We start from the raw sequence: 25,854 nt of genomic DNA, 5'->3' as shown, positions 1-25,854 counted from the left end.
AAGTAACTTCGTCCATGACTGAAAAAAGTGGGTCGTTGACCCGGCGTATCCTTGAACTCCTCGCCTCCGGGCAGGCGTCCACGCGCACGGAACTGTCCGGACTGCTCGGCGCCGCTCCGTCGACGGTCTCGTTCGCGGTGGGCAAGCTGCTGGACTACGGCCTGGTCACCGAGGAGGGCACCCTGTCGTCCAACGGCGGCCGGCCGCGCAAGGTCCTGCGGCTCGGCGGCGGCGAGGGATATGCCGTGGCGGCCGAACTCGGCGGCAGACACGCCCACGTCGGCATCGTGCACTCCGGTGGCGGTCTCGCCGACGTCTGCACGGTGCCGTTCGCTACGGCCGACGGCCCCGAGGCATCCCTGCCCGGCCTGGTCGAGACCCTCCAGGGCCTCGCCGACCGGCACGGGCGGGAACTCCTCAGAGGTGTCGGCCTGTGTCTGCCGGGACCGGTCGACGTCGAAGCGGGCCTCGTGACGCTGCCCGCCCGGATGCCCGGCTGGAACCGCTTCCCCGTACGGGACTGGCTCCAGGAGCGGTTCGGGGTCCCGGTGGCCATCGAGAACGACGCCAACTGCATGGCCGTCGGCGAGCACAGCGTCCGGCCCGCCCGGCAACGCCAGGCGATCATGGTCAAGGCGGGCACCGGCATCGGCGCCGGCGTCATCGCCGACGGCCGCCTCTACCGGGGCGGTTCGGGCGCGGCCGGAGAGATCACCCACGTCCGCGTCGAGGCCGCCCACGACATCCCCTGCTCCTGCGGCAACACCGGATGCCTGGAGACGGTCGCCTCGGGCGCGGCGCTGGTCCGCATCCTGCGCGAGCGCGGCCTGGAGGTGACGTCGACCGAGGACGTCGTGCGTCTCGCCGGTGACGCCGACCCCGAGGCCACGCGCGCGGTCCGGCAGGCCGGCCGCTACCTGGGTACGGTGCTCGCCCCCAACGTCAACTTCTTCAACCCCGACGCGGTGTACCTCGGCGGCATCCTCTCCACGCTGGAGCCCTTCGTCGCCGCCGTGCGCAGCCAGTTGTACGAGGGCTGCCATCCCCTGGTCACCGAGCACCTGGTCATCGAACGGGCCGGCCTCGGCGCCGACGCCGGCCTGGTCGGCGCGGGCCAGTTCGCGCTCCAGCGGGCCCTCGCCCACGCCCTGCACTCGGCCACCGGCACCCACCCCTGACCCACGCCCGACCCCGTCGGATCCCGGAGGAGCCATGCCCCAGCCCCGTCCCGTCCTCGCGATCGCCGGCCTCGGCATCGAGTCGTCGACCTTCTCCCCGGCCCGCACCGGGGCCCCGGCCTTCCACCCGCTGCGCGGACAGGACGTCCTCACCCGCTACCCGTTCCTGGCCCCGGGAGAGCCGCTGCGGGAAGCCGCCGACTGGCGCGGGGCACTGGTCGGCAAGGCGCTGCCCGGCGGCACCGTGACGGCCGCCGCGTACGCCGAGCTGTCCACGGAACTCATCGACCGGCTCCGGGACCTGGGGCCGCTCGACGGCCTCTGGTTCGACATCCACGGCGCGATGACCGTCGAGGGGCTCGACGACGCGGAGGCCGACCTGCTCATCCGCGTCCGCGAGGTGATCGGCCCCGACACCCTCGTGTCGACCTCCATGGACCTGCACGGCAACGTCTCCCGCCCGCTGGTCCACCACAGCGACCTGATCACCTGCTACCGCACGGCCCCGCACGAGGACGTCACGGAGACGAAGGAGCGGGCCGTCCGCAACCTCGTGGACCTCCTGGCCGGCGGCGCGCCCCGCCCGGTCAAGGCGTGGGTTCCGGTGCCGGTGCTGCTGGCCGGGGAGCAGACCTCCACCCGTATCGAACCGGCGAAGGGCGTGTACGCGGCCGTGGCCGAAGTGGCGGCGGCCGACGGCGTGACCGACGCCGCCGTCTGGGTCGGGTACGCCTGGGCCGACGAGCCGCGCAACCGTGCCGCGGTCGTGGTCACCGGACCCGACGGGGCCGCCGTCGCCGCGGGTGCCGAACGGCTCGCCCGCGGTTTCTGGAACGCCCGGCACGACTTCGCCTTCGTCGCCCCCACCGGCACCCTCGACGGCTGTCTCGACGAGGCCCTCGCCGCCGGCGCCCGGCGCCCGTACTTCATCAGCGACACCGGCGACAATCCGACGGCGGGCGGCGCGGGCGACGTCACCTGGGGACTCCAGCACGTCCTCGCCCGACCGGAGTTCAAGGACCCCGCCGGTCCGGTCGTCGTCTACGCCTCCGTGCCCGGGCCGTCCGCGGTCGACGCGGCAGTACGGGCCGGCGTCGGCGCGGAGGTCACGGTCACCGCCGGCGCCGAGGTGGACGACCGGCACGCCGGGCCGCTCACGATGACCGGCGTGGTGCACTCCCTGCGGCACGGCGACCGGGACGCGGAGACGGAGGCCGTGCTGCGGGTCGGGAGCGTGCACGTGATCCTGACCCGGCTGCGCAAGCCGTACCACCTCGAACGCGACTTCACCGGGCTGGAGTTGGACCCGCGCGCGGCCGACGTCGTGATCGTGAAGATCGGCTATCTGGAGCCCGAACTCTTCGCCATGGCCGCCGACTGGAAGATGGCCCTCACCCCGGGCGGTGTCGACCAGGACCTGGTGCGGCTCGGCCACCGGCGCATCCACCGGCCCATGTTCCCCTTCGACCCGGCGATGCCCGACCCGGACCTCACGGCCCGGATCGTCGCGCCCGCGAACCGGCCGCCGGCTCAGCTCGCCTGACGGGCCTGCGCGATCAGCTGGTCGATCAGGGCGATCAGCACGTCCCGGCAGGACTCCCGCTCCCGCGCGTCGCACAGCAGCACCCGTACGTGCTCCGGCAGCGCGAGGGACTCCCTGATCTCCTCGGCCGGGTAGGGGTGTTCGCCGTGGAAGCCGTTCACGCCGACGACGAAGGGGATCTCGCGGCGCTCGAAGAAGTCGATCGCGGCGAAGCTGGACTGCGGCCGGCGCACGTCGATCAGCACGACGGCGCCGAGCGCGCCGATCGCCAGGTCGTTCCACATGAACCAGAACCGCTGCTGCCCGGGCGTACCGAACAGATACAGCACCAGCTCTTGGCTGATGGTGATCCGGCCGAAGTCCAGGGCCACGGTCGTCGCGCGCTTCTGCTCGATGCCGTCGAGGTCGTCGACGCCCAGGCTCGCGATGGTCAGGGACTCCTCGGTGCGCAGCGGGGCGATCTCACTGACCGAGCCGACCATGGTCGTCTTCCCGACGCCGAAGCCGCCGGCTATGAGGATCTTGACCGTGTCCGGCGGTGCGACCGCCTCCACGGGGGTGTCAGAGCCGGCCAAGGCCCTCCCTCACTTTCTGCAGCAGGTCCAGGTCCGGGGTACGGGGGGTGACGGGATGCGGGGGGTGAACGGTGATCAGCCCCGCCTCCAGCAGATCGCAGAGCATGATGGCGACCACGCTCACCGGCAGGTCCAGATGGGCCGCGAGCTCCGCGACGGCGATCGGCCGGACGCAGCGCCGCAGGATCCGCACCTGCTCGGGCTGTGGACGAGGTGCCCGCTCCGGCGGCGGATCCACCGCCGTCACGGTCGTGATCAGGGTGAAGTCGCTGCGGCTGGGCCTGGTCCGCCCCCCGGTCAGCGTGAAGGGACGGACCAGCCGGCCCGCCGGATCGTCTCCGCCCACCTCACGCGCCAGGGCCGACATGGGCCCGCGGTGCCGCCGAGAGGTGCTCGCCGATCTTCTTCACCAGCATGTTCATCTGATACGCCACCACACCGACGTCGGCGCCCTGGTTGGTCAGGACGACCAGGTGGGCGCCGGGGCCGGCGGAGGTGAGGATCAGATAGCTGTTGGTCATCTCGATCAGCGCCTGGCGCACCGGCCCGCCCCGGAAGTCCATGCTGACGCCCTTGCTGAGGCTCATCAGGCCGGACGCGGTCGCCGCCAGCCGCTCGGCGTCGTCGCGCAGGAACCCGATCGACTTGCTCACCACCAGGCCGTCCTCGGAGAGCACCACGGCGTGGTTGACGTCGGCGACCCGCTCCACGAGTCCGGTGAGCAACTGGTCGAGCTGGGTGTCCGTGGCTGGGGTGGGGCGTGTCATGGCGGTGTCCTTCATGAGCGGTCGGCGGGCGAGGTGGAGGACGTGGGAGCGGTGGCCGGGGAGGAGGCGGCGGACTCGGCCGCGGACGGCTCGTCGGGGGCGATGTCGTCACGCGCCTGCCGCGCGGCGGGGACCGGTCGGTCCACGGCCCCGGGCCCGTCCGGCGCCCCCTCGCCGTCGTCGTCGCGGGCCCGGAGCGTGCCGCGCTGGAAGCCGGCCAGGGAGGAGGCGGCCTGCTCGGCGGTGAAGTCCTCGTCGTGGCCGTTCTGTTCGGCCGGCGCCACCTCCTCGCGCAGCTCGGCCGCAAGGCTGGTCTGCGGCACCCGGCGCGGCAGCGGCGAGAGACCGTCCCCGCGCGGGCCGGCCTCGGGGGCCGGGGCGGTCTCGGGGGCCGGGGCGGTCTCGGTACGGGCCTGCGCGACGGGACGCGCCTCCCGTACGGGCTCCTCCGGCTCGGCGGCCCCGGCGTGCTCGACCTCTTCCCGGTCCGGCGCCGGCAGGTCCCGCACCACGACGTCGTGCGGGACCAGCATGATCGCCGTCGTGCCGCCGTACGGCGAGGAGCGCAGCGTGACCGTGATGCCGTGCCGCCGGGAGAGCCGGCCGATCACGAACATGCCCAGCCGGAGGTCGTCGGCGAGCGCCACCACGTCGAACTGCGGCGGCTCGGCCAACTGGGCGTTGAACGCCGCGTACTCCTCCTCGGACATGCCGAGGCCGCGGTCCTCGACCTCCACGGCCAGACCCTTGGCCACCATCGCGGCCCGCACGCCGACCGGCGCCGGGGCGGGGGAGTACAGCGTGGCGTTCTCGATGAGCTCGGCCAGCAGATGGATGACGTCGGCCACCGCGGGCGGCGCGAGATGCACCTCCTCGTCGGTCTGCACCTCCACCCGCCGGTACTCGGCGACCTCGCCGACCGCGCTGCGCAGGATGTCGATCAGCGCGACCGGCTCGCTCCAGGCGCGGCCCGGCCGCTCACCGCTGATGATGACGAGGTTCTCCTCGTAGCGGCGCAGCTGGCTGGCGGTGGAGTCGAGTTCGTACAGGCCCTTGAGGACGTCGGGGTCCTGGTGCGTGCGCTCCAGCGCGTCCAGCTTGGTGAGCTGGAGGTTGACCAGGTTCTGGCTCTGCCGGGCGATGCCGAGGATGATCTTCTGGAAGCCGCGCCGGGTGTCGGCGAGTTCGACGGCGGTGTGCACGGCGGTGCGCTGCGCGGTGTTGAACGCCGCGGCCACCTGCCCGAGTTCGTCACGGCCGTAGTCCAGCGGGGGTGTCGCCAGCTCCACGTCGACCTTCTCGCCCCGCTCCAGCCGGGCCACCACGTCGGGCAGCCGCTCCTGGGCGAGCCCCAGGGTGGCCTCCCTGAGGCCCCGCAGCCGCCGGGACAGCGAGCGGGTGATCCGCCACGACATCCCCACGCACAGCAGCAGCGCGATCAGGCCGCCCGCGCTCAGCGACGCGGCCTTGATCAGCAGGCCGCGCGCCTCGTCGCCACTGCGCTGCAGCAGTCCGGTCGTCTGCTGCTGGATCAGTACCGAGTACTCCTCGGTGACCCCGGTCAGTGCGGCCCGCCACTCCTTCTGGGCGTCCGGAACGGCGATGGTCCCGTCCTTGCCCGCCGTCGCGCGCGCCGCGAGCACCCGGTCCTCGACCTGCTCCAGGGTCCGCCACTGCGCACCGGCCAGGATCCGCTCCGTCTCCGCCTTCGCGGGCCCGGTGAGCGAGGGCAGGATCTGGTCCTCGACGAGCCAGCGCCGGGTGTTCACCAGCTCCGCGAACTCGGTCCACTCCGTCTCGTCCATCCGCCGCGTCGGCGAGGCCAGCGTCAGCAGCGCGTCCTCCCGGGACATCAGTTCCGCCGCGTGCTCCAGCGAGACGAGCGGACCGGCCTGCGAGGTGAGGTCGCCGTCGTCGACCTGGGAGAGCTCCTGGAAGGCGTGGATCTGGTCGTCGATGATCGACGTGTACTGGCCGAGCGCCTGCACGGCGGAGATGTCGGAGGGGTTGTCCACCTGGCCCCGGTAGTACTCCAGGCTGCTCACGGACGCGACGACCGAGTACAGCCGGTCCTTCACACGGGCGGGCGCCCGCTGGATCTCGTCCGACTGCGCGAGGAGCTTGGCGACCGCCTTGTCGGTCCTGCCGCGCTGCTCGTCCAGCCCCGTGCGGGCCGAGTCCTGCCGCGTGGCGAGCCATACGGCGGAGTAGCTGCGCTCCTGCTGGAGTGCGAGCGTGGCCTCGGTGCCCATGGCCCCCGTCGACTTGCTCAGCCCGGTCTGGGACCGCAGCCCCAGGCCCTCCGAGAACATCTGGATCGTGGTCACGCTCCAGATGGCGGCGAGCGTGACGCCGGGCACCAGCGCCAGCAGGATCAGGGAGAGACGGATGGAGCCGAGGCGGCGCCGGGGACCTGTCCGTGGAGACATTGTCGTCCTAGGGCGATCAGCGGAGGGCGGGCGGGGTCAGCGCGAAGGAACGGGGGGACGGGAGGACGGACGTCAGGGGTGACTGCGTGTCCGGCGCGTCACAAGGGGTGCGCAGGATGCTATCCGTACAAGTGAGCGTACGCGTCATGCGGGACCCAATCTCTGGCGGCACCGTCGGGGGAACTGTCCGCTCAGCGGGTTCCGTTCTCGGCGAATTTCGCGACCGAGGCGACGTTCGCCTTCGTGACGAAGGCGGGTCCGGTGAGCACCGGCGCCTCGCCGCCGCCGAGGGTGTTGCCGTTGGTGCGGTAGAGCCAGAGCGAGTCCACCGCGAGATAGCCCTGGAGATAGGGCTGTTGATCCACCGCGAACTGCACGTCCCCGTCCTGGACCGCTTTGACCAGGTCCTTGTTGAGGTCGAAGGTGGCGACGCGGGCCTTGGAGCGGGACTGGTCGACCGACTTCACCGCGGCCAACGCGAACTGGGCGCCGTTCGTGACCACCTCGTCGATGTCCGGGTTCTGCGTCAGCCGGGCCCCGACGGTCGCCGTCACCGCGTCCATGTCGGTGCCGTCCACGTAGAGGTTCTCGGTCTCGCCGCCGAACGCCTTCTTCACGCCCGCGCAGCGCGCCTCCAGGGCGACGTTGCCGCGCTCGTGGATCACGCACAGCGCGTGCTTGGCCTTGAGGTCGTCCAGCTTGTCGCCGACGGCGCGGCCGGCGACGCTCTCGTCCTGGCCGAAGTACTCCAGGAGTCCGGCGGACTTCCACTCGTCTATACCTGAGTTGAGGCCGATCACGGGTATGCCGGCCGCCCGGGCCTCGGCGACCGGCCCCGCCATCGCCGTCGGCTTGGCGAGGGTCACCGCGATGCCGTCGACCTTCTGCCGGATCGCGTCCCGCACCAGTTCGGCCTGGCTCGCCGGATCGGCGTCGCCCGCGTAGGTCAGCTCGACGTTGTCCTGGGCGGCCGCCACCTGCGCACCCTTCTGCACCAGCTCCCAGAAGGCGTCGCCCTCGCCGCCGTGCGTGATCAGGGTGATCTTCAGCCGTGCGCCGCCCGCGGTCTCCGCGCCGGACGCGTCGTCGGACCCGCCGACGGCGGAGCAGCCCGCCAGCAGCAGACAGGCGGCGGCCGGGAGGACGGCGACGCGAACGCGGGCGGGGGAGAGGGGTGGAGTCTTCATGAGGGTGCGGCACCTCGCTGTGCGGCCGAGCCGGAGGAACGAACGGGAGAACGGCCGGCTCCGAACGGGAGGTGCGCCGACCGGGTGAACTCTCGCTGGGGCGGAGCCAATCGCGTGTGACCATCGGCAGTCAAGTGTGCAACCACACCGTGTTATTCGTTGCTGCCACATCGTGATGAACGCTGGCGGGAGGCCGAAGCGGAACCTGGGCCGCCCGAGTCGCTTGCGCCCGCAAAGCCGTCAACCCGGCTTGCGCGCCACCGCTCCGTACATCGCGATGTCCGCGTCCCGGATCACCTCGGTGCCCGTGCCGTCCGGGCGCCACTTGTGCACCTGGACGATGCCCGGCTCGACGAGGTCCAGACCGGTGAAGAACTCCGCCGCCTCAGCGCGGGTGCGCAGCCGCATCGGCATGCCCCGCGCCGCGTACTCCCGGGCCACCCGGCCGACCTCGTCCGGCGCGAACTCGGCGGTGCCGACGGACATCGCGAGGTAGCTGCCGGCCGGCAGCGGTTCGAGAAGCCGGCGCACGACGCCGGCCGCGTCGTGCTCGTCCAGCATGAAGTGCACGATCGCGATCACGGCGAGCGCTACGGGCCGGTCGAGGTCGAGGGTCTCGCGGAACGCCGGGGCCTCGAGAATGCTCGCCGGGTCGCGCATGTCGGCCTCGATGTACGCCGTCGCTCCCTCGGCCGTCCCGGACAACAGGCCCTTGGACAGGGTCAGTACGAGCGGATCGTTGTCGACGTACACGACCCGTGCCCCGGGTGCGGCCGACTGTGCGATCTCATGGATGTTGGGCGAGGTGGGTATCCCGGTGCCGACGTCCAGGAACTGCCGTATCCCCGCCTCCTCGGCGAGATGGCGCACGGCCCGGTTCATGAAGTCACGGTTGGCCCGCATGTGGACGGGCAACGCGGGCCACTCACGGACCATCGCGTCGCCGGCCTCACGATCGGCCGGGTAGTGGTCCTTGCCGCCGATGATGTAGTCGTAGATCCGGGCGGAATGGGGACGTCCGGTGTCGATGGCGTCGGCGGGCATGAGTGCCTCCTGGGGGCTTCGGCATCATCAATTACGCGTGCGTGCCTGGAAGTTGCCGTACACCCAGCCAACCTAGTGGGGGCGCGGGGCCGCATCAATCTGCGGCTCCGCCGCGCGGGCGCGACCAGTCCTCACGCACCCGCACCCGCCCGACGCGGATCATCCCTACGGCGCCGTCGCGGCTTCCTTCCCGCGCTGTCGCCGACGCCTGCGCCGCGGCTCCTGATCCGGCAGCCACCCGAACGCGAGACAACTGCCGACCGCGCCCAGCAGCAGACCCACGAAGAAGCCGCCCAGGTTCGACGTGACCCAGGTGCCCAGGGTGACCAGGACCCCGGTGATCGAGTAGAAGAGCCGCTGCGCCGGGTTGAACAATGTCAGCAGCCCCAGCAGCACCATCAGCGCCGGCAGCAGGTACCCCGCCAGGCCCTGCATGCCGACGTGCAGAACGACCTTCAGTGACGCCTTCATCGTGAGCAGGATCCACGCCCCGCCCAGGGCGAGCAGCAGCCCGCCCCAGAACGGCCGGTCGGCCCGCCAGCGACGGAAGGCCGACCGGAAGCCGCTTGCCCCGTTCATCAGCAACCCGAGCTGCTGAAACGGAGCTTCAGACCGGGCAGCTTGAACACCCCGGCCGTGGTGGCGTAGTTGGTCTGGCGCAGGTTGGCGATGCGCACGGTGTCGGCCTGCTGGCTGAAGACACCGATCGGTCCCTTCACCCCGGCCTTGGTCAGAGTGCTCGCGTCGTTGCCGATCTCGATGTTGTCGAACGCCGCGTCGCCCGACAGCTCGGTCGAGTCGGTGGTCAGATCGGTCGCGCTCACCTTCTGCGCGCCGCCACCCGCGGTGATGAGCAGATTCGTGCCGCCGAGGTCGACGCTCTGGCACAGCTTCGTGAGCGTCGCGTTCTTGATGGCGGACGTGACGACGAGGACCTGACCGCCGGTGTCCCCCTCGTTGGGGCTGCCCGGCGCCATGTTGTCGAGGCCGCCGAACTGCTCGAAGCCGGTGCCGTTGAGCTCGGTCGCGGTGACCGTGAAGGGCATGCCCGAGATCGCGAACTGCACGCCCAGCGCGCCCTCGGCGGTGAGGACCGCGAGCGCGCCGGCGACCAGGGTGGCCGGCACGGCCATCACGGCGGCACGGCGCGCCCGGACCCGCCCGCGTCTCGCGGTGCCGACGGAGGTTTCGGACACTTCGGGCACGGAACCGCTTTCCGGGTTCTCGGGGGTGTTTCCGGCGGACGAGGTGACGTCCGGGGACGAGGCCATAACTGCTCCCAGGTGCAGAAAAATGCGGGTAGGGCATCAACGGCACGTTGTCCTGGCGCGGACAGCGCCCGCGGCGCACGTCTCCTCGCAACTCCCGGCGGGTGCAAGGGCTTTCTCGTACTCCGCAGTAGCCAAGCCCGGAAGTTACCGGTGGTTACACCTGAGGGTCAAGGCGGTTGTGCAAAAACGGTGTCGGTTGTGTGTCATCTGTGGGTCATGCGCTCCCGGGCGCCTCGAAAAGTTGCCTCGACAACAGCAACTCCCCTGCAATGCCTTGACGTTGACTGACCCTCAGGTCTACAACTCTCCCTGGCTCCCCCATGGATCCGTGGCGCCGGATCCGCCGCCGCGTGGCCTCTGCCCGCGTTCCCGGACCTGATGTCCTGCACGTTTCCTTTTCGCGAGATCACTCCACGGCGCCGTCACGGTCGCTTCCCCCCTCGGTCCGTGCCGGCCGCACCCCCCCGCCCGGTTCCGGCCGGAGCCCTTCCCACGGTCTCCGGCCGGCCACCGGCGGGCGGCCGTTGCCGGTCCGTGTCGTACGGAGAAGGCGTCACGGACCGGCAACGGCGCACACGCACCCCGCGCCCCATCGACCGCCCTCGTGCCACCCCCCCCGAACCCCCTGGGTCCTCAGGTCCTCAGGGCACACCCCCGCAACGAAAGACGAGGTACACCCGCATGCGTACGCGCACTCTCCTCACCCTCGCCGGCGCCGTCGCCGCGCTCACCCTCCCCCTCGCCGGCCCCGCGTCCGCGGCCGACGGCGCCGTCCTGACCACCGGCTCCGTCGGCGGTACGGCTGTCGCGGCCGGCGAGGTCCTCACCGCGCCGCTGGCGAGCGGCACCGCCGCCACGTTCTACTCCAGCGCCACCGGCACGAGCGGCATCTCCTGCACGTCGTCGCAGTTCACGGCCACCGTGACGGACAACCCGAGCGCACCCGGCACCGCGACGGAGTCGGTCTCCGCGCACACCTTCAACGCCGCCAGCTGCACCACCAACGTGGTCGGCGTACTCGGCGTCACCAGTATCACGGTCAACAACCTGCCCTACAGCTCCGCCGTGGGCTCCGACGGCAGCGTCACCGTCACGCCCGCCGCGGGCTCCGCCATCCAGACCACGGTCGTCCTGCGCACCCTGCTGGGCAGCATCAACTGCGTCTACCAGACGCCCAGCCTGACCGGCACGGCGAGCAACGCCGACAACACCATCAACTTCGCCGCGGCCCAGTTCACCAAGGTCTCCGGCTCGTCCCTCTGCTTCGCCAACGGCTACTTCACCGCCAAGTACGCCCCGGTGACCAGCAGCGGCGAGGCGGTCTACGTCAACTGACTCGACCCTCAACGGGCCCTGACCGCGACGGAGTTCACCTCCGCCGCAACCGCAGCGCCAGGGCGGCGCCCCCGGTGAGCACCAGCACCGCGGCGGCGCCGCCCGCCAGCAGCGGCGTCGACGGCCCCGTGCCGGCGGCACCGGTGGACGCCACCGGGGTGCTGTCGCCCTGCGTGCGCGGAGCCTCGGACCCGGTGGCCGCCGCGGCCGTGGGGGAGGGGGCGTTCGTGGAGCGCTCGCTCGCTCGCGGCTTCGCGGTCGGCGAAGGAGCGGCAGCGCCGCGGCCGTTGTCGCCGCCCGCGCTCGCCGTGGCCGAAGCCTTCCCCGTACCGCCTCCGGCGCCGTCGCCCGCCGGGAACACGACGTCCGAGCACGAGTAGTACGTGTCCGGCGTGCTGCTGTTCTGCCAGATCGTGAACAGCACATGCCGCCCGGAGCGGTCGGACGGCAGCTTCGCCGTGAGCCGGTACGCGCCGTTGGTCAGCGCCGGGTCCCGCACCTGCGCGAACGGCCTGTCCGGCAGGTCGGACCAGGCCAGCGGCTTCGTCGGGTCGTAGCCCGGCTCGGTGAGGTAGAGCTTGAAGGTGCCCGTGTGCGGGATCGTGGAGACGTACCGCACGGTCAGCGTGGAACCCGGCCTCAGCCGGGTCGACGGCCAGTCCCCGCGGGCCAGATCGAGACCCCGGTAGGCGGGCAGCCCGCCGCTGCACAGCTTCCCGTCGGGGACGACCTGACGGTCACGGCCGTTCACGCCGGCGATCCGCAGGTTGTCCCACGCCGTGAAGGGCCCGCCGTTCGAGGCGACCGCGGCCCGGCACGCCGCCGACCGGGACGGACTGCCACCGTCCGGCGAGCAGGCGTACACCCGGCTGACCGGATCCGTCGGGGCGCCGTGCGCACGGGCCGGGCCCGCGGCCCACACCGTGAGCAGCAACGGCGTGACGGCGGCGGCCGCCAGGGCGGAGCGGTGCGATCTCATCCAGGGCATCCGGGGCATCCGGAACGTCTCCTCGGCCGGCATGGGCAGGGTCCTCTGGAGTACGGGAGGCCGGCCCGGCGCGTTCAGTGCGCGATAAACCGGACGGAGTCCGTCGATACCGGTCAACCGGCAGAGGCAGAGGGTGGGTTTCCAGCCGGATCGAGGGTTTCCCCTGTATCCCGGTGACCTTCTCTTTGCCTATCGTTCGACCACAGCCGACCCACAGGTAACCCCGAACGGGTCGCAGCTCGCGCCAGGCCGGCCGCCACACCCCCGCACTTTCGCACTTTCGAAACGCCCCCCGCCGCTTCGAGGACGAAGCGAAACAGTCCGCCGCTCCGCGCTGCCCGGAGTACGGCCGGCCACGAAAGGCACTCCCCTTGCGTACCTCCACCTCCCTCAGACGGAAGCTGATATCCGTCGCCGCGGTCTCCGCCACGCTTCTCACGGCCGCCACCACCTCGGTCGCCGTGGCCCAGGATTCCCCCACCCAGGAGGCCGCCGTCCCCGCGGCCCAGACCGAGGCCGCTCCCGGCACTCCGGCCGAGCGTCTGATCGTCGGCTACAAGTCCGGCGCCGCCGAGGCCAGGTCGAACAAGGCCGCCGAGGCCGACGCCGCCGCCAAGGGCGCCGAAGCCGGCGAGGACCTGGACTTCAAGCGCCGCCTCGGCTCCGGCGCCGCCCTCGTCGACCTGGGCGAGAACCTCACCGAGTCGGACGTCGCCGACGTCGTCTCCGAGTACCGGGCCGACCCGCAGGTCGCCTATGTCGTGCCGGACCGGCTGAACAAGCCGCTGGCCACCCCCAACGACACCGAGTACTCCAAGCAGTGGGACCTGTTCGAGACCACCGCGGGCATGAACGTCCCGGGCGCCTGGGACGTCGCCACCGGCAGCGGGGTCACCGTCGCCGTGATCGACACCGGCTACGTCACCCACTCCGACCTCGGCGCCAACATCGTCGCGGGCTACGACTTCATCTCCGACGCCACGGTCGCGAACGACGGCAACGGCCGCGACAGCAACCCGGCCGACCCGGGCGACTGGACCGCCGCGAACGAGTGCGCCTCCGGCGACCCGGCCTACGGCTCCTCCTGGCACGGCACCCACGTCGCCGGCACGATCGCCGCCGTCACCGGCAACGGCAAGGGTGTCGCCGGTGTCGCGTACGGCGCGAAGGTCTCCCCGCTGCGTGTGCTCGGCAAGTGCGGCGGCTACGACTCCGACATCATCGACGCCATCACCTGGGCGTCCGGCGGTACGGTCTCCGGTGTCCCGGCGAACACCAACGTCGCCAAGGTCATCAACATGAGCCTGGGCGGTGGCGGCGCCTGCTCCACCGCGACCCAGAGCGCCATCAACGCCGCCGTGAACCGCGGCACCACGGTCGTCGTCGCGGCGGGCAACAGCAACGCCAACGCCTCCGGCTACTCGCCGGCCAGCTGCGCCAACGTCATCAGCGTGGCGGCCGCCGACCGCCAGGGGAACCGCTCCTACTACTCCAACTACGGCTCGGTCGTCGACATCGCCGCGCCCGGCGGCGAGACCAACTCCGTCGCGGCCAACGGCATCCTGTCCACGCTGAACTCCGGCGCGCAGAGCCCGTCCGCCGAGAACTACGACTACTACCAGGGCACCAGCATGGCCGCCCCGCACATCGCGGGCCTGGCCGCGCTGATGAAGTCGGCCGACGCGTCGCTGACGCCGGCCCAGATCGAGTCCGCGATCAAGACCAACTCGCGTGCTCTTCCCGGTACTTGCTCGGGCGGCTGCGGGGCGGGCCTCGCGGACGCGGCGAAGACGGTGCAGGCGGTGAGCGGGTCCGGCGGCTCCACGGGGGGCACCACCTTCACCAGCACCTCCGCGGTCTCCATCCCGGACAACGGCTCCGCGATCGAGTCCCCGATCACCGTCAGCGGCCGCAGCGGCAACGCCCCCTCGGCCCTCCAGGTCGGCGTGGACATCACCCACACCTACCGCGGTGACCTGGTCGTCGACCTGGTGGCCCCGGACGGTTCGACGTACCGCCTGAAGTCCGCCAGCTCCTCGGACTCCGCGGACAACGTCATCGCCACCTACACGGTCAACGCCTCCAGCGAGACCGCCAACGGCACCTGGAAGCTGCGCGTCCAGGACACCGCGGCCCTGGACACCGGCCGGGTCAACAGCTGGAAGCTGACCTTCTGAGCCGGAGCTGAACGCGGGCCCGGTGCGGGCCGCGCACCACGAACGGGCGGGCCGGCCGATGCGGATGGGGCATCGGCCGGCCCGCCACATGTCATGAGGGGCCGACCGGCACGGCGGAAACCGTCACTCCGGTCGGTCCCGTGCACGCTCAGCGACGGGACAGGTCCAGCTCCGCCTCGTCGGCGTCGGTCTCCTCGATGCCGGCCAGCACCCGCACCCCGCGGTCGGGGCTCCGGTCGATGGCGGTGAGCAGACCCGGCACCGCGATGCTCGGCAGGATGTGACCCCACAGCACCGAGATCCGCTCCGCCAGATCCGCCCGGTCGGTCAGTGCCCGGGACATCAACTGGATGCCCGCGAAGGCCCCGACCAGCAGTTCCACCGTCTGCCTCGGTTCCACGGTGGGCAGCAGCTCACCCTGCGCGGCGGCCTGTTCCAGTACCACGACGAGATGGTCCGCCCACTGCCGGAACGGGCCCGAGTGGTCCGCGCCGGGCGGCGCGCACTGGTCCACGGCGAGCCGCACACTGCCCTTGAGCAGGGAGTTGTTGAGCAGGCGCTGCCCGAACACGAAGGTGATGTCGACCAGTTCCTGCAGCTTGCACGGCTGCGGCGGCACCGCGCCGCGCGGGATCTGCTCGTCCAGCACGGCCTGGGCGAGGGATTCCTTCGAGGAGAAGTGGAAATAGAGGGCGCCCTTGGTCACTTCGGCCCGCTCCAGGACCATCGCGATGGTCGTCGCGGTGTAACCGTGCTCGTCGAAGACCGCCCCGGCGGCCTCCAGGATCACCTTCCGCGTCTTGACGGCGCGCTCCTGCCTCGCCATATCAGCCCCTCCGTATGTCCGGCAGCGCCCGATTCGTTCGGTGCGCCCGGCGTACGCCGGAGCGGTTCGGGCAGGGCCGGGCGACCCCAGGCCGCATTGAAAACAAACCGGTCGGCTCGTACTCTAACGCTCGCGGCACGGGCACCTCGCCGTCTGCCGTGGCACGCACGGGGGGACCCAAGGAGGGCACATGTCTGATCAGCGCCGGTTCGCCGCGACCCCGCTCGCCGCACCCCCTGAGGCGCCGGAAGGCCTGACCGCCACCGTACCCCGCCAGTTGGTGCACCGCGCCTCGCTCGCGGAAACGTTTCTCACCGGTATGGCCAGCGGGGAACCCGGCCATTTCACGGTCTTCGCCGAGTGGCCCCGAGCCCATCAGTTACACGTGTCGCCGGACCGCTCGGCCTACGAACCCCTCCTCGTCGCCGAAACCGCCCGCCAGGCCGGCACCCTCATCGCACACATCGCCTACGGCGTGCCGCTGGGCCATCAGTTCGTGCTGAAGGAGGTACGGATCAACGCGCTCGCCGAGCGGTTGGCCCTCGGCAGAACACCCGCCGAACCGGTCCTGCACCTCACCGTCACCGACGTCGACCACCGCGGCGCCCGCCCGGCCGGATTCCGCTACGAGGCCGAGATACGTCTCGGCGGCGAACCCGTCGCGACCGCCGAGATGGCCGCGAACTGGACCAGCGAGGCCGCCTACCGCCGGCTGCGCGGCGGCCGTACCGCCGCCGACGTGTCCCCGCTGCCGACGCCGCCCGGTCTGACGCCTGCCGCCGTGGACCGTGCCCTGCCCGCGGACGTCGTCCTCGCGCCTTCCGGCCACCCCGACCGCTGGCGGCTGCGAGTCGATACCGCGCATGCTGTTTTCTTCGATCACCCGCTCGACCATGTCCCCGGCATGCTGCTGCTGGAGGCCACTCGCCAGGCGGTACGGGCCCGGACGGCGGGCGATCGCCGCACACCGGTCTCCTTCCGGGCCCTCTTCCACCGTTACACCGAACTCGACCTGCCCGCATGGATAGAGGCATTCGACAAGTCGGGGGCGCACGGCGGCGATATGCAAGTAGTGGGCCGGCAGGGGGAGACGACAGTCTTCGAGTGCGAGGTGGGCACCGTGGGCGGGTGAGTTATCTTGTACAGGGAGTAAGAAACAAACGGCATGACCCGTTCTTTTCCCGTCCCAGGAGAGCCAGCCGATGGCGAGGCAGTTACGCGCCGAACAGACCCGCACCACGATCCTCACGGCCGCCGCCGAGCTGTTCGACCGCAATGGCTATGAGTCGACCAGCCTGAGCGACATCGTCGAGCACGCCCAAGTCACCAAGGGGGCGCTGTACTTCCACTTCGCGGCCAAGGAGGATCTGGCCCAGGCGATCATGGAACTCCAGTCCAGGGCCTCCAGACAGGTGGCGAGCGAGATGGACGCCCGGGGCCACACGTCGCTGGAGGCACTGATGCGCACGACGTTCGGCATCACCCGCCTCGCCGTCGAGGGACCGATCACCCGCGCCGGCCTGCGCCTGGCCACCGGGGGAGTGGTGATACGGCCGCCCCTGCGGCACCCGTTCGCCGAGCTGCTGGACATCACGACCCGCAGACTGGTCGGCGCGGCGAAGGAGTCCGACGTCCACCCGGATGTCGACGCGGAGGCCGCGGCGCACGCCCTGGTCTGCTTCTTCGTCGGCACCCGGGTCGTCGGCCGCTCCCTCGAACCGGTCGCACGCCAGCCCCGCAGGGTGGCCGAGATGTGGCACATCATGATCCGCGGCCTGGTCCCGGTGCCCCGCAGGGCCCGCTATCTCGCCCTCGCGACACAGCTGGAGCGGGAGATCAAGGCCGTATGAGACGGGCGATACGGTGAGCGCATGCCCGAGAGGTCCGACACCCCGCCCGTGCTCCTCGGGAACGAACCCGGCTCGTTCCCGCACAGCGTGCTCGCCGAACGGCACCCGGCGATCATCCGACAGGTACGGGAGTCCTTCCCGTACGGCCCCGAGCGGCACCGCGCCCTGGACGCGCTCCTCGCCGGCTGCGCCGAGGGCGTGATCGAGCCGCTCCCCGCCGACGCGCACGACCGGGACCGCTGGACGGCCTGGGGCGCGGACACGTACACGGGCCGGTCCTGGTTCGAGGTGCCGTGGCTGTGGTCCGAGAGCTACTTCTACCGCCAACTGCTCGAAGCGGTCGGCTACTTCGCACCCGGACCCTGGCAGGGCATCGACCCTTTCCGGCCCTCCAAGCTGGCCGAACTCGACGCCCCGGAGACCGACGAGGAACTGTCCGCGCTCGACGCCCTCGCCGCCCGGCCCGCCGACGAACAGGACCGGGCGCTGCTGCACGGCTCGCTGTGGGGCAACCGCGCCGACCTCGGCTTCCGGCTGTCGGCCGCGCACGGCGAGACCTCCGCGGACACCCCGCCGCTGGTGGCCGACGACAGCGACACCCTCTGGTCCCTGCTCCCGCCCTCCGGCGCCGCCACCCTGGCCCTGATCGCCGACAACGCCGGCCGCGAACTCGTCCCCGACCTGCTCCTCATCGCCCACCTCCTCGACCAGGGCCGCACCGCCCGCGCCGTCCTGCACGTCAAGCCGTACCCCTACTACGTCTCCGACGCCACGCACGCCGATGTGCTCGACGCCCTGCGCCGGCTGACATCGGCGCCGGGGGCGGCGGCCGCGTACGGCCGTACGCTCTGGTCGGCGCTGACGGAAGGCCGCCTCACCGTGCGCGCCCACGCCTTCTCCGGCGGCCCGCTGCCGTACGCGGAGATGCCGGGCGACCTGCACGAGGAGCTGGGTGCCGCCACCCTCACCGTCCTCAAGGGCGACCTCAACTACCGCCGTCTCGTCGGCGACCGGCTCTGGCCGCCGACCACACCGTTCGCCGACGTCACCGCGTACTTCCCCGGGCCGGTCGCGGCCCTGCGCACCCTGAAGTCCGACGTGATCACCGGTCTGTCCGCCCGCACGGAGGCGGCGCTGGTGGCGCAGGAGGGCCAGAAGTGGCGGACCGGCGGCACGCATGCGCTGATCCAGGTGCGGACGTGACGACTGCCCGCCTCAGGTGATCAGCATCGGCAGCGACTTGATGCCGTTGATGAAGTTCGACACCAGCCGCTCGGGAGGTCCCGCCGACCGCAGCACGGGCAGGGCCCGCAGGACCTCACGGTAGAGCACGCGCAGCTGGAGCCGGGCGAAGTGCGCGCCCAGGCAGACGTGCGGGCCGTCGCCGAAGGACACATGAGGGTTGGGCGCGCGGGACAGGTCCAGCCGGTCCGGATCGGTGAAGACCCGTTCGTCACGGTTGGCGGACGCGTGGAAGACGACCACCTTGTCGCCCGCGCGGATGCGCCGGCCGGCGAGTTCGGTGTCCTGGGCCGCGGTACGGCGGAAGGTGAGCACCGGAGGGTGCCAGCGCAGCAACTCCTCGACGGCGGAGGGGAGTGCGACGTCACCGGTTCTCAGCCGTTCGTACGACTCCTGGTGCGCGGCCAGAGCCAGCAGCCCGCCCGGAGCCGCGCTGCGGACGGTGTCGTTGCCGGCGACGGTGAGCAGGAAGAAGAACATCTCCAGCTCGGACTCGGCGAGTTCGTTGTCGAGCGCGAGGGTGGTCATCACGTCGTCGTCGGGGTACCGGCGCTTGTCCGCGGCCAGTCGGCGGGCGTAGGCGAACATGTCGCGCAGCATCGCGGGCGACCGCGGATTGACCGGCCTGCCCCGCCCGTCCAGCACCTGAGGGCCCGCCTCGTCGGGGTCCTGGTAGCCGATGACACGCTGCGTCCAGTGCAGCAGCAGCTTGCGGTCGGCCTCCGGGACGCCGAGCAGGTCGGCGAGGTTGAGCAGGGCGTAGTCGTCGGTCACGGCGCCCACCAGGTCCACGGTGCCGTCCGCCGCACGGGCTGCTTCCAGGGCGTGCGCCAGGAGCGTGCGGGCCCGCTCCTGCGCGACCCGCTCGAAACGGTCGACGCGGCGCGGGGTGAACGCCCGGCTCACGAGCCGTCTCAACCGGGCGTGCCCCGGCGGGTCCTGATTGAGCATCATGCGCCGGATGAACGGCAGATCGTCCGGGTCGGGATCACGGATCTGGGTCGCACCGATGTACGAGGAGTACGTCGCCGAGTCCTTGAGCACCCGTACGACGTCCGCGTGCCGGGTCACCGCCCAGAACCCGGGCCCGGCCGGCCAGCCCAGCACCTCGTGCTCGTCCTGCCGGGCCACGGGGTGGTGGTCGCGCAGGACGCGGTAGGCGTCGTAGGGGACGCCGGCGGCGTACTGCCGGGGGTCGAAGACGTCGGGGACGGAGGTCATGCGACCAAGGTGACGCATACCGGTGAAGACCGACAGACGGAGTCGTCCGCGTCGGTGTGCCGAATGAGTACGGCACCGTGCCGCATGCGGTGGCCATGGCAAATTCGTCCGGGACGGGTGGGCGGGAGACCGTCACAGTGACGGCCCTGGCCCTGGTCGACTGTGCCGCCCTCCACGTCGCCCGGGATCGCGGCCTGTTCGAGAAGAAGGGCAAAGTGCACGACATCTCCCTCACCGTGCCGGACGGCCGACTCCTCTGTGTCGAGAACTCCCGGACCCACCCCTCATTCACGCGATGGTGTGATCATGTCCCGCGTCGCGGATGGCCGCAGAAGGCCAGGGGTAGGGCCCCGCCCATGACGCAGCAGCCCTTCGAACTCCCGCACTTCTACATGCCGTATCCCGCGCGGCTGAACCCACATGTCGAGGAGGCGCGCGCCCACTCGACCGAATGGGCGCGCGAGATGGGCATGCTGGAGGGGTCCGGGGTCTGGGAGCAGGCCGACCTGGACGCGCACGACTACGGTCTGCTCTGCGCCTACACCCACCCGGAGTGCGACGGGCCCGCGCTCTCCCTCATCACCGACTGGTACGTGTGGGTCTTCTTCTTCGACGACCACTTCCTGGAGATCTTCAAGCGCACCCAGGACCGCGCCGGCGGCAAGGCCCATCTCGACCGGCTGCCCTTGTTCATGCCGATGGACCTCTCGACCCCGATGCCGGAGCCGCAGAACCCCGTCGAAGCCGGGCTCGCGGACCTGTGGACCCGCACGGTGCCCAGGATGTCCGCCGACTGGCGCCGCCGCTTCTCCGTCGCGACCGAGCACCTGCTCAACGAGTCCCTCTGGGAGCTGTCCAACATCAACGAGGGGCGGGTCGCCAACCCCGTCGAATACATCGAGATGCGCCGCAAGGTGGGCGGCGCCCCGTGGTCCTCGGGCCTCGTGGAGTACGCGACGGCCGAGGTCCCCGCGTCCGTCGCCGGGTCCCGGCCGCTGAGAGTGCTGATGGAGACGTTCTCCGACGCGGTCCACCTGCGCAACGACCTGTTCTCCTACCAGCGCGAGGTCGAGGACGAGGGCGAGCTCAGCAACGGCGTGCTGGTGCTGGAGACCTTCTTCGGCTGCACCACCCAGCAGGCCGCCGACATCGTCAACGACGTCCTCACCTCCCGGCTGCACCAGTTCGAGCACACCGCCCTCACCGAGGTCCCCGCCGTCGCGCTGGAGAACGGGCTCACGCCGGTGGAGGTCGCCGCCGTGGCCGCGTACACCCAGGGGCTCCAGGACTGGCAGTCCGGCGGCCACGAGTGGCACATGCGCTCCAGCAGGTACATGAACGCGCGCGCCCGCCCGACCGCGTCCTGGCACGGCCCGACCGGGCCCGGCACCTCCGCCGCCGACATCGGCGCACTGCTCGCCTCGGCCGGCGCCGAACGCCTGCGCGCCTACACGCACGTGCCGTTCCAGAAGGTCGGCCCGTCCCGGCTCCCCGACTTCCACATGCCCTTCGCGGTCGAGGTCAGCCCGCACCTCGCCGCGACGCGCGGCCGGCTGATCGAGTGGATGCACCGCATGGGCATGCTCCAGGAAGGCGTCTGGGACGAGGACAAGCTCGCCGCCTACGACCTCGCGCTGTGCTCGGCGGGTCTCGACCCCGACGGCACCCCCGCGGCCCTCGACCTCAGCGCCCAGTGGCTCGCCTGGGGCACCTACGGCGACGACTACTACCCCCTCGTCTTCGGCCACCGCCGCGATCTCGCCGCCGCCCGGCTCACCACCCGGCGCCTGTCCGACTGCATGCCGCTCGACGGCGAGCCGGCGCTCGTCCCCGGCAACGGCATGGAGCGCGGCCTGATCGACCTGTGGGCGCGCACGACCGCGGAGATGACACCCGACGAGCGGCGCACCATGAAGGACTCGGTGGACGTCATGACCGAGAGCTGGGTGTGGGAGCTGTCCAACCAGCTCCAGAACCGCATCCCCGACCCGGTCGACTACCTGGAGATGCGCCGCGCCACCTTCGGCTCCGACCTCACCCTCAGCCTGTGCCGGGCGGGCCACGGCCCCGCCGTACCGCCGGAGGTGTACCGCAGCGGCCCCGTCCGCTCACTGGAGAACGCGGCCGTCGACTACGCGTGCCTCCTCAACGACGTCTTCTCGTACCAGAAGGAGATCGAGTACGAGGGCGAGATCCACAACGCGATCCTCGTCGTCCAGAACTTCTTCGGCATCGACTACCCGACCGCGCTCGACGTCGTCCACGACCTGATGACCCAGCGCATGCAGCAGTTCGAGCACGTGGCCGCGCACGAACTGCCCATCGTCTACGAGGACTTCGGGCTCACGGAAGAGGGCAGGGAAGTCATGCGGAACTATGTGACCGACCTCCAGAACTGGCTCGCGGGCATCCTGAACTGGCACCGGAAGGTCGACCGGTACAAGGCCGGGTACCTGGCCCGCCGCACCCATGGCTTCGTGCCGGACCGCGGACCCGCCCTGCCCGTCCTCAGCTGACCTCCCGCACCCTCGTCGCGGTCTCCTCGGCGAGCTCCCGGACGCCGTTCGCGGCGTTCTCCCGGAGCTCGCCGAGTATCGCGTCGGCCGCGGCGAGCAGCGCGCGGGCCTCCTCCGGCAGGCCGGCGTCGGCCAGGGCACGGGTGAGCCGGTAGTGCTCCTCCGCGACGAATCGGCCGAGGTTCACGCCCTGCCACTGCCGCAGGGAATCGTCCCCGGGCGTCGCCAGGGTGTCCTGCAGGGTCGCCGACGTGCGCACGGCCTGCGGCAGTTGACCGGCGACACGCTCCGGACGGGTCAGCTCCAGGCGGGCCGACACCCGGTCCCAGGCCGTCTCCTGCAACGCGGCGTGCAGCCGCTGGGCGCGCAACGCCTGGGCGTGATCGCCGAGTTCGTCGAAGTCCCGGGCCAGCGCACGCAGCGGGGCCGTGGTCAGGTGTCGAGGGGCCGTGAGGGGCCGTAGGCGCAGAAGTACCGTTCGACGGTCCGTTCCGAGCCGATCGCGGCCTGGCCAGTGAACCGGGCTCGATCCGTACGACCGCCTCGTGGCCCACCAGCGAGCAGGCGAGAGGCTCGATGAGGAAGTCGTCGGCGTCGGGGTCGTGCTCGGCGTGGGCGCCCTGCGTCAGCCCGCATCCATGACGGGCGTATTCGAGGAGCGTGTGCTGGAAGCCGCCGCACGTGCCGAGGAACGGGATGCCCTCCTCGCGCGCGGTGCGGACGGCGGCCAGGACCGCGAACGGCGGTCACGGCTTTTGCCCCGCCCTGCGCTGCGACGGCACCGACGTCCGCACCCTCACCGCCCTCGCGGCGGCCGGCCACGGCCTGACCCTGCTGCCGCGCTCGGCAGCCGCGGGTGTGCCGGGCACGGTGGCCGTACCGGTCACCGAGCCGCGGGTGGTGCACCGCACGGAACTCGTGCACACGGGAGCGGCGAGGGAGCGGCGGCGATGGTGACGGACGTACTCCTACCGCCTCCGCCCGCCCCGCCCCCGCCGCACCGGCCCTCGCGAGCCTCACGCCGACCCGAGGCGACAGCCGGCCCGAACCCCTGACGTCTCTGAGTAAAGGGACTTCCCGTTCCTGACCACTGGTCAGTCTCACTCGATCGTGGCTCGTTGTGCGCCGGGGCGAAGGGTAGTCACCAGCCGGAGGCGATCCGATGGAACAGACTGCGTTGCGACCCAAGCCCATGCCTGGTCAGGGGCCCGCCGAGAGCGAGACGACCGAACCCGGAGTGCGGCGTCCGCATGCCGCGCCCCGGCGCCGGGGCCGTCGGCTCACGACCCTGTTGTGCGCCCTGCTGGCCGGGGCCGTCCTGGTCCTGAGCGGGGTCGGACTGGGCACGCTCGGCGCCACGGTGATCGGCATGAGCCGACTCGCCGAACTCCAGAAGCAGGCCCGGCCGGGCGCGCCCCCAGGCCCGGCCGCCTCGGCGCACCCCGGTTCCCCGACCGCACCGTCCGCCTCGCCGCCCCCGGCCGTCGTCGCGACCCTGGGCGTGGAAGCCGTGGACGACGAGCGGGGCGCCCAGGTCGTCGGCGTGCACGTGCCCGGGCCCGGGTACTCGGCCGGCCTGGTCAGGGGCGATGTGCTCCTCGCGTTCGGGAAGACCCGTGTCGACTCCGCCGCCGACCTCGCGCGAGCCGTCGCCCGCTCCCGTCCGGGGGACCGGGTCACCCTGACGGTGCGCCATCGCGGGGGCGGCCGGCAGCAGCTGACAGTGGTCCCCGGCGTCGTCACCTGAGCGCCCCCGAGTGCGTCCGGGAGTCCGTGAAAACCACTGGTCCCGTTCCGCCGGCAGGGCCACGATGACCCCATGCCGACCACTCTCCTCGCCTTCCTGGGGGCCTGCACCCTCATCGCCGCCTCGCCCGGCCCGAGCACGGTGCTGATCATCAAGCAGTCGCTGCACAGCAGGCGCTCCGGCTTCCTGACCGTGCTGGGCAACGAGACCGGCGTCTTCATCTGGGGCGTGGTCGCCGCGTTCGGCCTGACCGCGCTGCTGACCGCGTCCGAGATGGCGTACGACGTGATGCGGGTCGTCGGCGCGGTCGTCCTCGTCGGCTTCGGCATCCAGGCGCTGCGGCAGGCCCGCCGCGCCAAGGGTGCCGACGACGGCGCCTGGGAGGGTGCACCGAAGAGCGGCCGGCACTCCTACCGCGGCGGTCTGCTGCTCAACCTCGCCAACCCCAAGGCGGCCGTCTTCGCGATGTCCTTCCTGCCGCAGTTCGTGCCGGAGGGCGCCCCGCACCTGCCGGCCATGGTCGGCCTCGCCGCGCTCTGGGCGGTCTACGAGGTCGGCTACTACGGCCTGTACGTGTGGTTCGTGGGCAGGCTGAAGTCCGTGCTGTCCCGGGCGGGCGTGCGCCGGCGCCTGGAGCAGGTCTCCGGCGGCGTGCTGCTCCTCCTCGGCGTCCGTATGGCGCTGGAGGGCTGAGCCGTGCCGGAGCAGCCGTCCACGAGTCCCGCCGACCGGCTCGCGCCGCCCCTCGGGTGCGGGCAGGATGCTGCCCGTAGTCCCTATCAGCGCCCAGGGAGGCCCGGATGACCGGCACCGCACCCGCGCCCTTCACCGCGGACGACTACCGGGCCCGTATGGAGCGCGCTGCGCGGGCGGCCGCCGACGCGGGCCTTTCCGGGCTCCTGGTGGCACCCGGCCCGGACCTGGTGTGGCTCACCGGCTACGCGCCCACCGCCGAGACCGAGCGGCTCACTCTGCTGGTCCTCGTCCCCGGCCGGGACCCCGTGCTCGTCGTCCCCGCCCTGGAGGCCCCCGACGCCGCGAAGGCGTCCGGCGCGCCCGGCCTGACCCTGCGCGACTGGACCGACGGCAAGGACCCCTACGCCGCCACCGCCGCCCTCCTCGACGCGAGCGGCCGGTTCGGCATCAGCGACAACGCCTGGTCGATGCACCTGCTGGCACTCCAGCGGGCGCTGCCGGGCACCTCCTACGCCTCCCTCACCGACGCCCTGCCGATGCTGCGAGCGGTCAAGGACGCCGCCGAGCTCCAGCTGCTGGCCGCGGCGGGGGCCGCCGCCGACGCCGCGTTCGAGGAGATCCGCAAGGTGCGCTTCCGCGGTCGCCGCGAGTCCGAGGTGGGCGCCGACCTCGCCGGACTGCTGCGCCGCTTCGGCCACTCCCAGGTCGACTTCACGATCGTCGCGTCCGGGCCGAACGGCGCCGACCCGCACCACGAGGCCGGCGACCGGCTGATCGAGGCCGGCGACATGGTCGTCCTCGACTTCGGCGGTCTGAAGGACGGCTACGGCTCCGACACCTCCCGCACGGTCCACGTCGGTGAACCCACCGAGGAGGAGCGCCGGGTCCACGACCTGGTCCGCGAGGCCCAGGAGGCCGGCTTCCGGGCGGTGCGGCCCGGCGTGGCCTGCCAGGAGGTCGACCGGGCCGCCCGCGCCGTCATCGCGGACGCCGGGTACGGCGAGTACTTCATCCACCGCACCGGGCACGGCATCGGCGTCACCACGCACGAGCCGCCGTACATGATCGAGGGCGAGGAGCAGCCGCTCGTGCCCGGCATGTGCTTCTCCGTGGAGCCGGGCGTCTATCTGCCCGGCCGCTTCGGAGTACGGATCGAGGACATCGTGACGGTCACCGAGGACGGCGGCCGGCGCCTCAACGACACGACCCGCGAGCTGGTCATGGTCGACTGACCCGCCGGCCCGTCCCGGCGCAAGGAGCCC

At 71.8% G+C, this 25,854-nt stretch carries 24 protein-coding genes and 1 pseudogene; 12 read left to right on the top strand and 13 right to left on the bottom strand.

The window, feature by feature from the left end:
* Nucleotides 1–14: 14 nt before the first annotated feature.
* Entirely contained in the window at nucleotides 15–1,178 is a 1,164-nt protein-coding gene (locus AC3ETA_RS11060; RefSeq protein ID WP_432192658.1) for an ROK family protein, read from the top strand.
* Nucleotides 1,179–1,212: 34 nt separating this feature from the next.
* Nucleotides 1,213–2,721 (top strand): M81 family metallopeptidase, encoded by a 1,509-nt coding sequence (locus AC3ETA_RS11055; protein ID WP_432192657.1) that lies wholly within the window; start codon nucleotides 1,213–1,215, stop codon nucleotides 2,719–2,721.
* Here AC3ETA_RS11055 and AC3ETA_RS11050 read toward each other — a convergent pair.
* The 8 genes from AC3ETA_RS11050 to AC3ETA_RS11015 all read right to left on the bottom strand — a co-directional run bounded on the left by AC3ETA_RS11050 (nucleotide 2,709) and on the right by AC3ETA_RS11015 (nucleotide 9,994).
* On the bottom strand, nucleotides 2,709–3,296 hold the full coding sequence (locus tag AC3ETA_RS11050; protein WP_432192656.1) for a GTP-binding protein: 588 nt from the start codon (nucleotides 3,294–3,296) through the stop codon (nucleotides 2,709–2,711). The genes AC3ETA_RS11055 and AC3ETA_RS11050 overlap by 13 nt on opposite strands.
* The gene (locus tag AC3ETA_RS11045; protein WP_359045121.1) at nucleotides 3,283–3,663 is read right to left on the bottom strand and encodes a DUF742 domain-containing protein; all 381 of its coding nucleotides are present in this window, start codon (nucleotides 3,661–3,663) and stop codon (nucleotides 3,283–3,285) included. Before AC3ETA_RS11045 ends, AC3ETA_RS11050 begins: the two co-directional genes overlap by 14 nt.
* Nucleotides 3,644–4,063, bottom strand: a complete 420-nt coding sequence (locus AC3ETA_RS11040; RefSeq protein WP_432192655.1) for a roadblock/LC7 domain-containing protein — start codon at nucleotides 4,061–4,063, stop codon at nucleotides 3,644–3,646. Before AC3ETA_RS11040 ends, AC3ETA_RS11045 begins: the two co-directional genes overlap by 20 nt.
* 11 nt (nucleotides 4,064–4,074) lie before the next feature.
* Nucleotides 4,075–6,492, bottom strand: coding sequence for a sensor histidine kinase (locus tag AC3ETA_RS11035; RefSeq protein ID WP_432192654.1), 2,418 nt, complete (start codon nucleotides 6,490–6,492; stop codon nucleotides 4,075–4,077).
* Nucleotides 6,493–6,683: 191 nt separating this feature from the next.
* Nucleotides 6,684–7,679, bottom strand: coding sequence for a substrate-binding domain-containing protein (locus AC3ETA_RS11030; protein WP_432192653.1), 996 nt, complete (start codon nucleotides 7,677–7,679; stop codon nucleotides 6,684–6,686).
* A gap of 240 nt (nucleotides 7,680–7,919) precedes the next feature.
* The gene (locus tag AC3ETA_RS11025) at nucleotides 7,920–8,723 is read right to left on the bottom strand and encodes an SAM-dependent methyltransferase (protein WP_432192652.1); all 804 of its coding nucleotides are present in this window, start codon (nucleotides 8,721–8,723) and stop codon (nucleotides 7,920–7,922) included.
* A gap of 165 nt (nucleotides 8,724–8,888) precedes the next feature.
* A complete protein-coding gene (locus tag AC3ETA_RS11020; RefSeq protein ID WP_432192651.1) occupies nucleotides 8,889–9,302 on the bottom strand; it encodes a DUF6114 domain-containing protein in 414 nt (137 codons plus the stop codon).
* Nucleotides 9,302–9,994, bottom strand: a complete 693-nt coding sequence (locus AC3ETA_RS11015; RefSeq protein ID WP_432192650.1) for a DUF6230 family protein — start codon at nucleotides 9,992–9,994, stop codon at nucleotides 9,302–9,304. The genes AC3ETA_RS11020 and AC3ETA_RS11015 overlap by 1 nt, the downstream gene beginning before the upstream one ends.
* Before the next feature lie 681 nt (nucleotides 9,995–10,675).
* Here AC3ETA_RS11015 and AC3ETA_RS11010 point away from each other — a divergent pair.
* A complete protein-coding gene (locus tag AC3ETA_RS11010; protein WP_432192649.1) occupies nucleotides 10,676–11,329 on the top strand; it encodes a Tat pathway signal sequence domain protein in 654 nt (217 codons plus the stop codon).
* Between the two features lie 34 nt (nucleotides 11,330–11,363).
* Here AC3ETA_RS11010 and AC3ETA_RS11005 read toward each other — a convergent pair whose 3' ends face one another.
* The gene (locus AC3ETA_RS11005; protein ID WP_432192744.1) at nucleotides 11,364–12,317 is read right to left on the bottom strand and encodes a lytic polysaccharide monooxygenase auxiliary activity family 9 protein; all 954 of its coding nucleotides are present in this window, start codon (nucleotides 12,315–12,317) and stop codon (nucleotides 11,364–11,366) included.
* A gap of 371 nt (nucleotides 12,318–12,688) precedes the next feature.
* Here AC3ETA_RS11005 and AC3ETA_RS11000 point away from each other — a divergent pair, with 371 nt between their 5' ends.
* Nucleotides 12,689–14,494: a S8 family peptidase gene (locus AC3ETA_RS11000; RefSeq protein ID WP_432192648.1), complete on the top strand. Its 1,806-nt coding sequence runs from the start codon at nucleotides 12,689–12,691 to the stop codon at nucleotides 14,492–14,494.
* 148 nt (nucleotides 14,495–14,642) lie between these two features.
* On the opposite strand, the gene AC3ETA_RS10995 is transcribed toward AC3ETA_RS11000, so the two are convergent.
* Nucleotides 14,643–15,320, bottom strand: coding sequence for a ScbR family autoregulator-binding transcription factor (locus AC3ETA_RS10995; RefSeq protein ID WP_432192647.1), 678 nt, complete (start codon nucleotides 15,318–15,320; stop codon nucleotides 14,643–14,645).
* 190 nt (nucleotides 15,321–15,510) lie between these two features.
* On the opposite strand from AC3ETA_RS10995, the gene AC3ETA_RS10990 reads away from it, so the two are divergent.
* The 3 genes from AC3ETA_RS10990 (at nucleotide 15,511) to AC3ETA_RS10980 (ending at nucleotide 18,373) form a co-directional block, all read left to right on the top strand.
* Complete coding sequence (locus tag AC3ETA_RS10990) at nucleotides 15,511–16,452, top strand: ScbA/BarX family gamma-butyrolactone biosynthesis protein (protein ID WP_432192646.1); 942 nt, start codon at nucleotides 15,511–15,513, stop codon at nucleotides 16,450–16,452.
* A 70-nt stretch (nucleotides 16,453–16,522) separates the two neighbouring features.
* A complete protein-coding gene (locus tag AC3ETA_RS10985; protein WP_030949148.1) occupies nucleotides 16,523–17,170 on the top strand; it encodes a ScbR family autoregulator-binding transcription factor in 648 nt (215 codons plus the stop codon).
* Between the two features lie 21 nt (nucleotides 17,171–17,191).
* Nucleotides 17,192–18,373 (top strand): damage-control phosphatase ARMT1 family protein, encoded by a 1,182-nt coding sequence (locus AC3ETA_RS10980; RefSeq protein WP_432192645.1) that lies wholly within the window; start codon nucleotides 17,192–17,194, stop codon nucleotides 18,371–18,373.
* Nucleotides 18,374–18,385: 12 nt separating this feature from the next.
* Here AC3ETA_RS10980 and AC3ETA_RS10975 read toward each other — a convergent pair whose 3' ends face one another.
* Entirely contained in the window at nucleotides 18,386–19,633 is a 1,248-nt protein-coding gene (locus tag AC3ETA_RS10975) for a cytochrome P450 (RefSeq protein WP_432192644.1), read from the bottom strand.
* Nucleotides 19,634–19,989: 356 nt separating this feature from the next.
* Here AC3ETA_RS10975 and cyc2 point away from each other — a divergent pair, with 356 nt between their 5' ends.
* Nucleotides 19,990–22,149 (top strand): germacradienol/geosmin synthase Cyc2, encoded by a 2,160-nt coding sequence (gene cyc2 / locus AC3ETA_RS10970; RefSeq protein WP_432192643.1) that lies wholly within the window; start codon nucleotides 19,990–19,992, stop codon nucleotides 22,147–22,149.
* Here cyc2 and AC3ETA_RS10965 read toward each other — a convergent pair.
* Both AC3ETA_RS10965 and AC3ETA_RS10960 read right to left on the bottom strand, forming a co-directional pair.
* On the bottom strand, nucleotides 22,142–22,519 hold the full coding sequence (locus AC3ETA_RS10965) for a hypothetical protein (RefSeq protein WP_432192642.1): 378 nt from the start codon (nucleotides 22,517–22,519) through the stop codon (nucleotides 22,142–22,144). The two genes, cyc2 and AC3ETA_RS10965, sit on opposite strands and share 8 nt — an antisense overlap.
* Nucleotides 22,520–22,584: 65 nt before the next feature.
* Nucleotides 22,585–22,883, bottom strand: a pseudogene (locus tag AC3ETA_RS10960) (CTP synthase); the annotation flags it as partial.
* Here AC3ETA_RS10960 and AC3ETA_RS10955 point away from each other — a divergent pair.
* From AC3ETA_RS10955 to AC3ETA_RS10940, 4 genes are all read left to right on the top strand, one after another.
* Nucleotides 22,846–23,106 carry a LysR substrate-binding domain-containing protein gene (locus AC3ETA_RS10955; protein WP_432192641.1) on the top strand — a complete coding sequence of 87 codons (261 nt, stop codon included), beginning with the start codon at nucleotides 22,846–22,848 and terminating at the stop codon, nucleotides 23,104–23,106. The pseudogene AC3ETA_RS10960 and the gene AC3ETA_RS10955 overlap by 38 nt on opposite strands.
* Nucleotides 23,107–23,311: 205 nt before the next feature.
* Complete coding sequence (locus tag AC3ETA_RS10950) at nucleotides 23,312–23,896, top strand: PDZ domain-containing protein (RefSeq protein ID WP_432192640.1); 585 nt, start codon at nucleotides 23,312–23,314, stop codon at nucleotides 23,894–23,896.
* A 72-nt stretch (nucleotides 23,897–23,968) separates the two neighbouring features.
* On the top strand, nucleotides 23,969–24,589 hold the full coding sequence (locus AC3ETA_RS10945; RefSeq protein ID WP_432192639.1) for a LysE family translocator: 621 nt from the start codon (nucleotides 23,969–23,971) through the stop codon (nucleotides 24,587–24,589).
* Nucleotides 24,590–24,696: 107 nt separating this feature from the next.
* Nucleotides 24,697–25,824: an aminopeptidase P family protein gene (locus AC3ETA_RS10940; protein WP_432192638.1), complete on the top strand. Its 1,128-nt coding sequence runs from the start codon at nucleotides 24,697–24,699 to the stop codon at nucleotides 25,822–25,824.
* Nucleotides 25,825–25,854 lie beyond the last annotated feature (30 nt).

It is taken from the genome of Streptomyces sp. bgisy027 (genome assembly GCF_057710365.1).
This window is presented reverse-complemented; position numbering and strand designations above follow the sequence as displayed.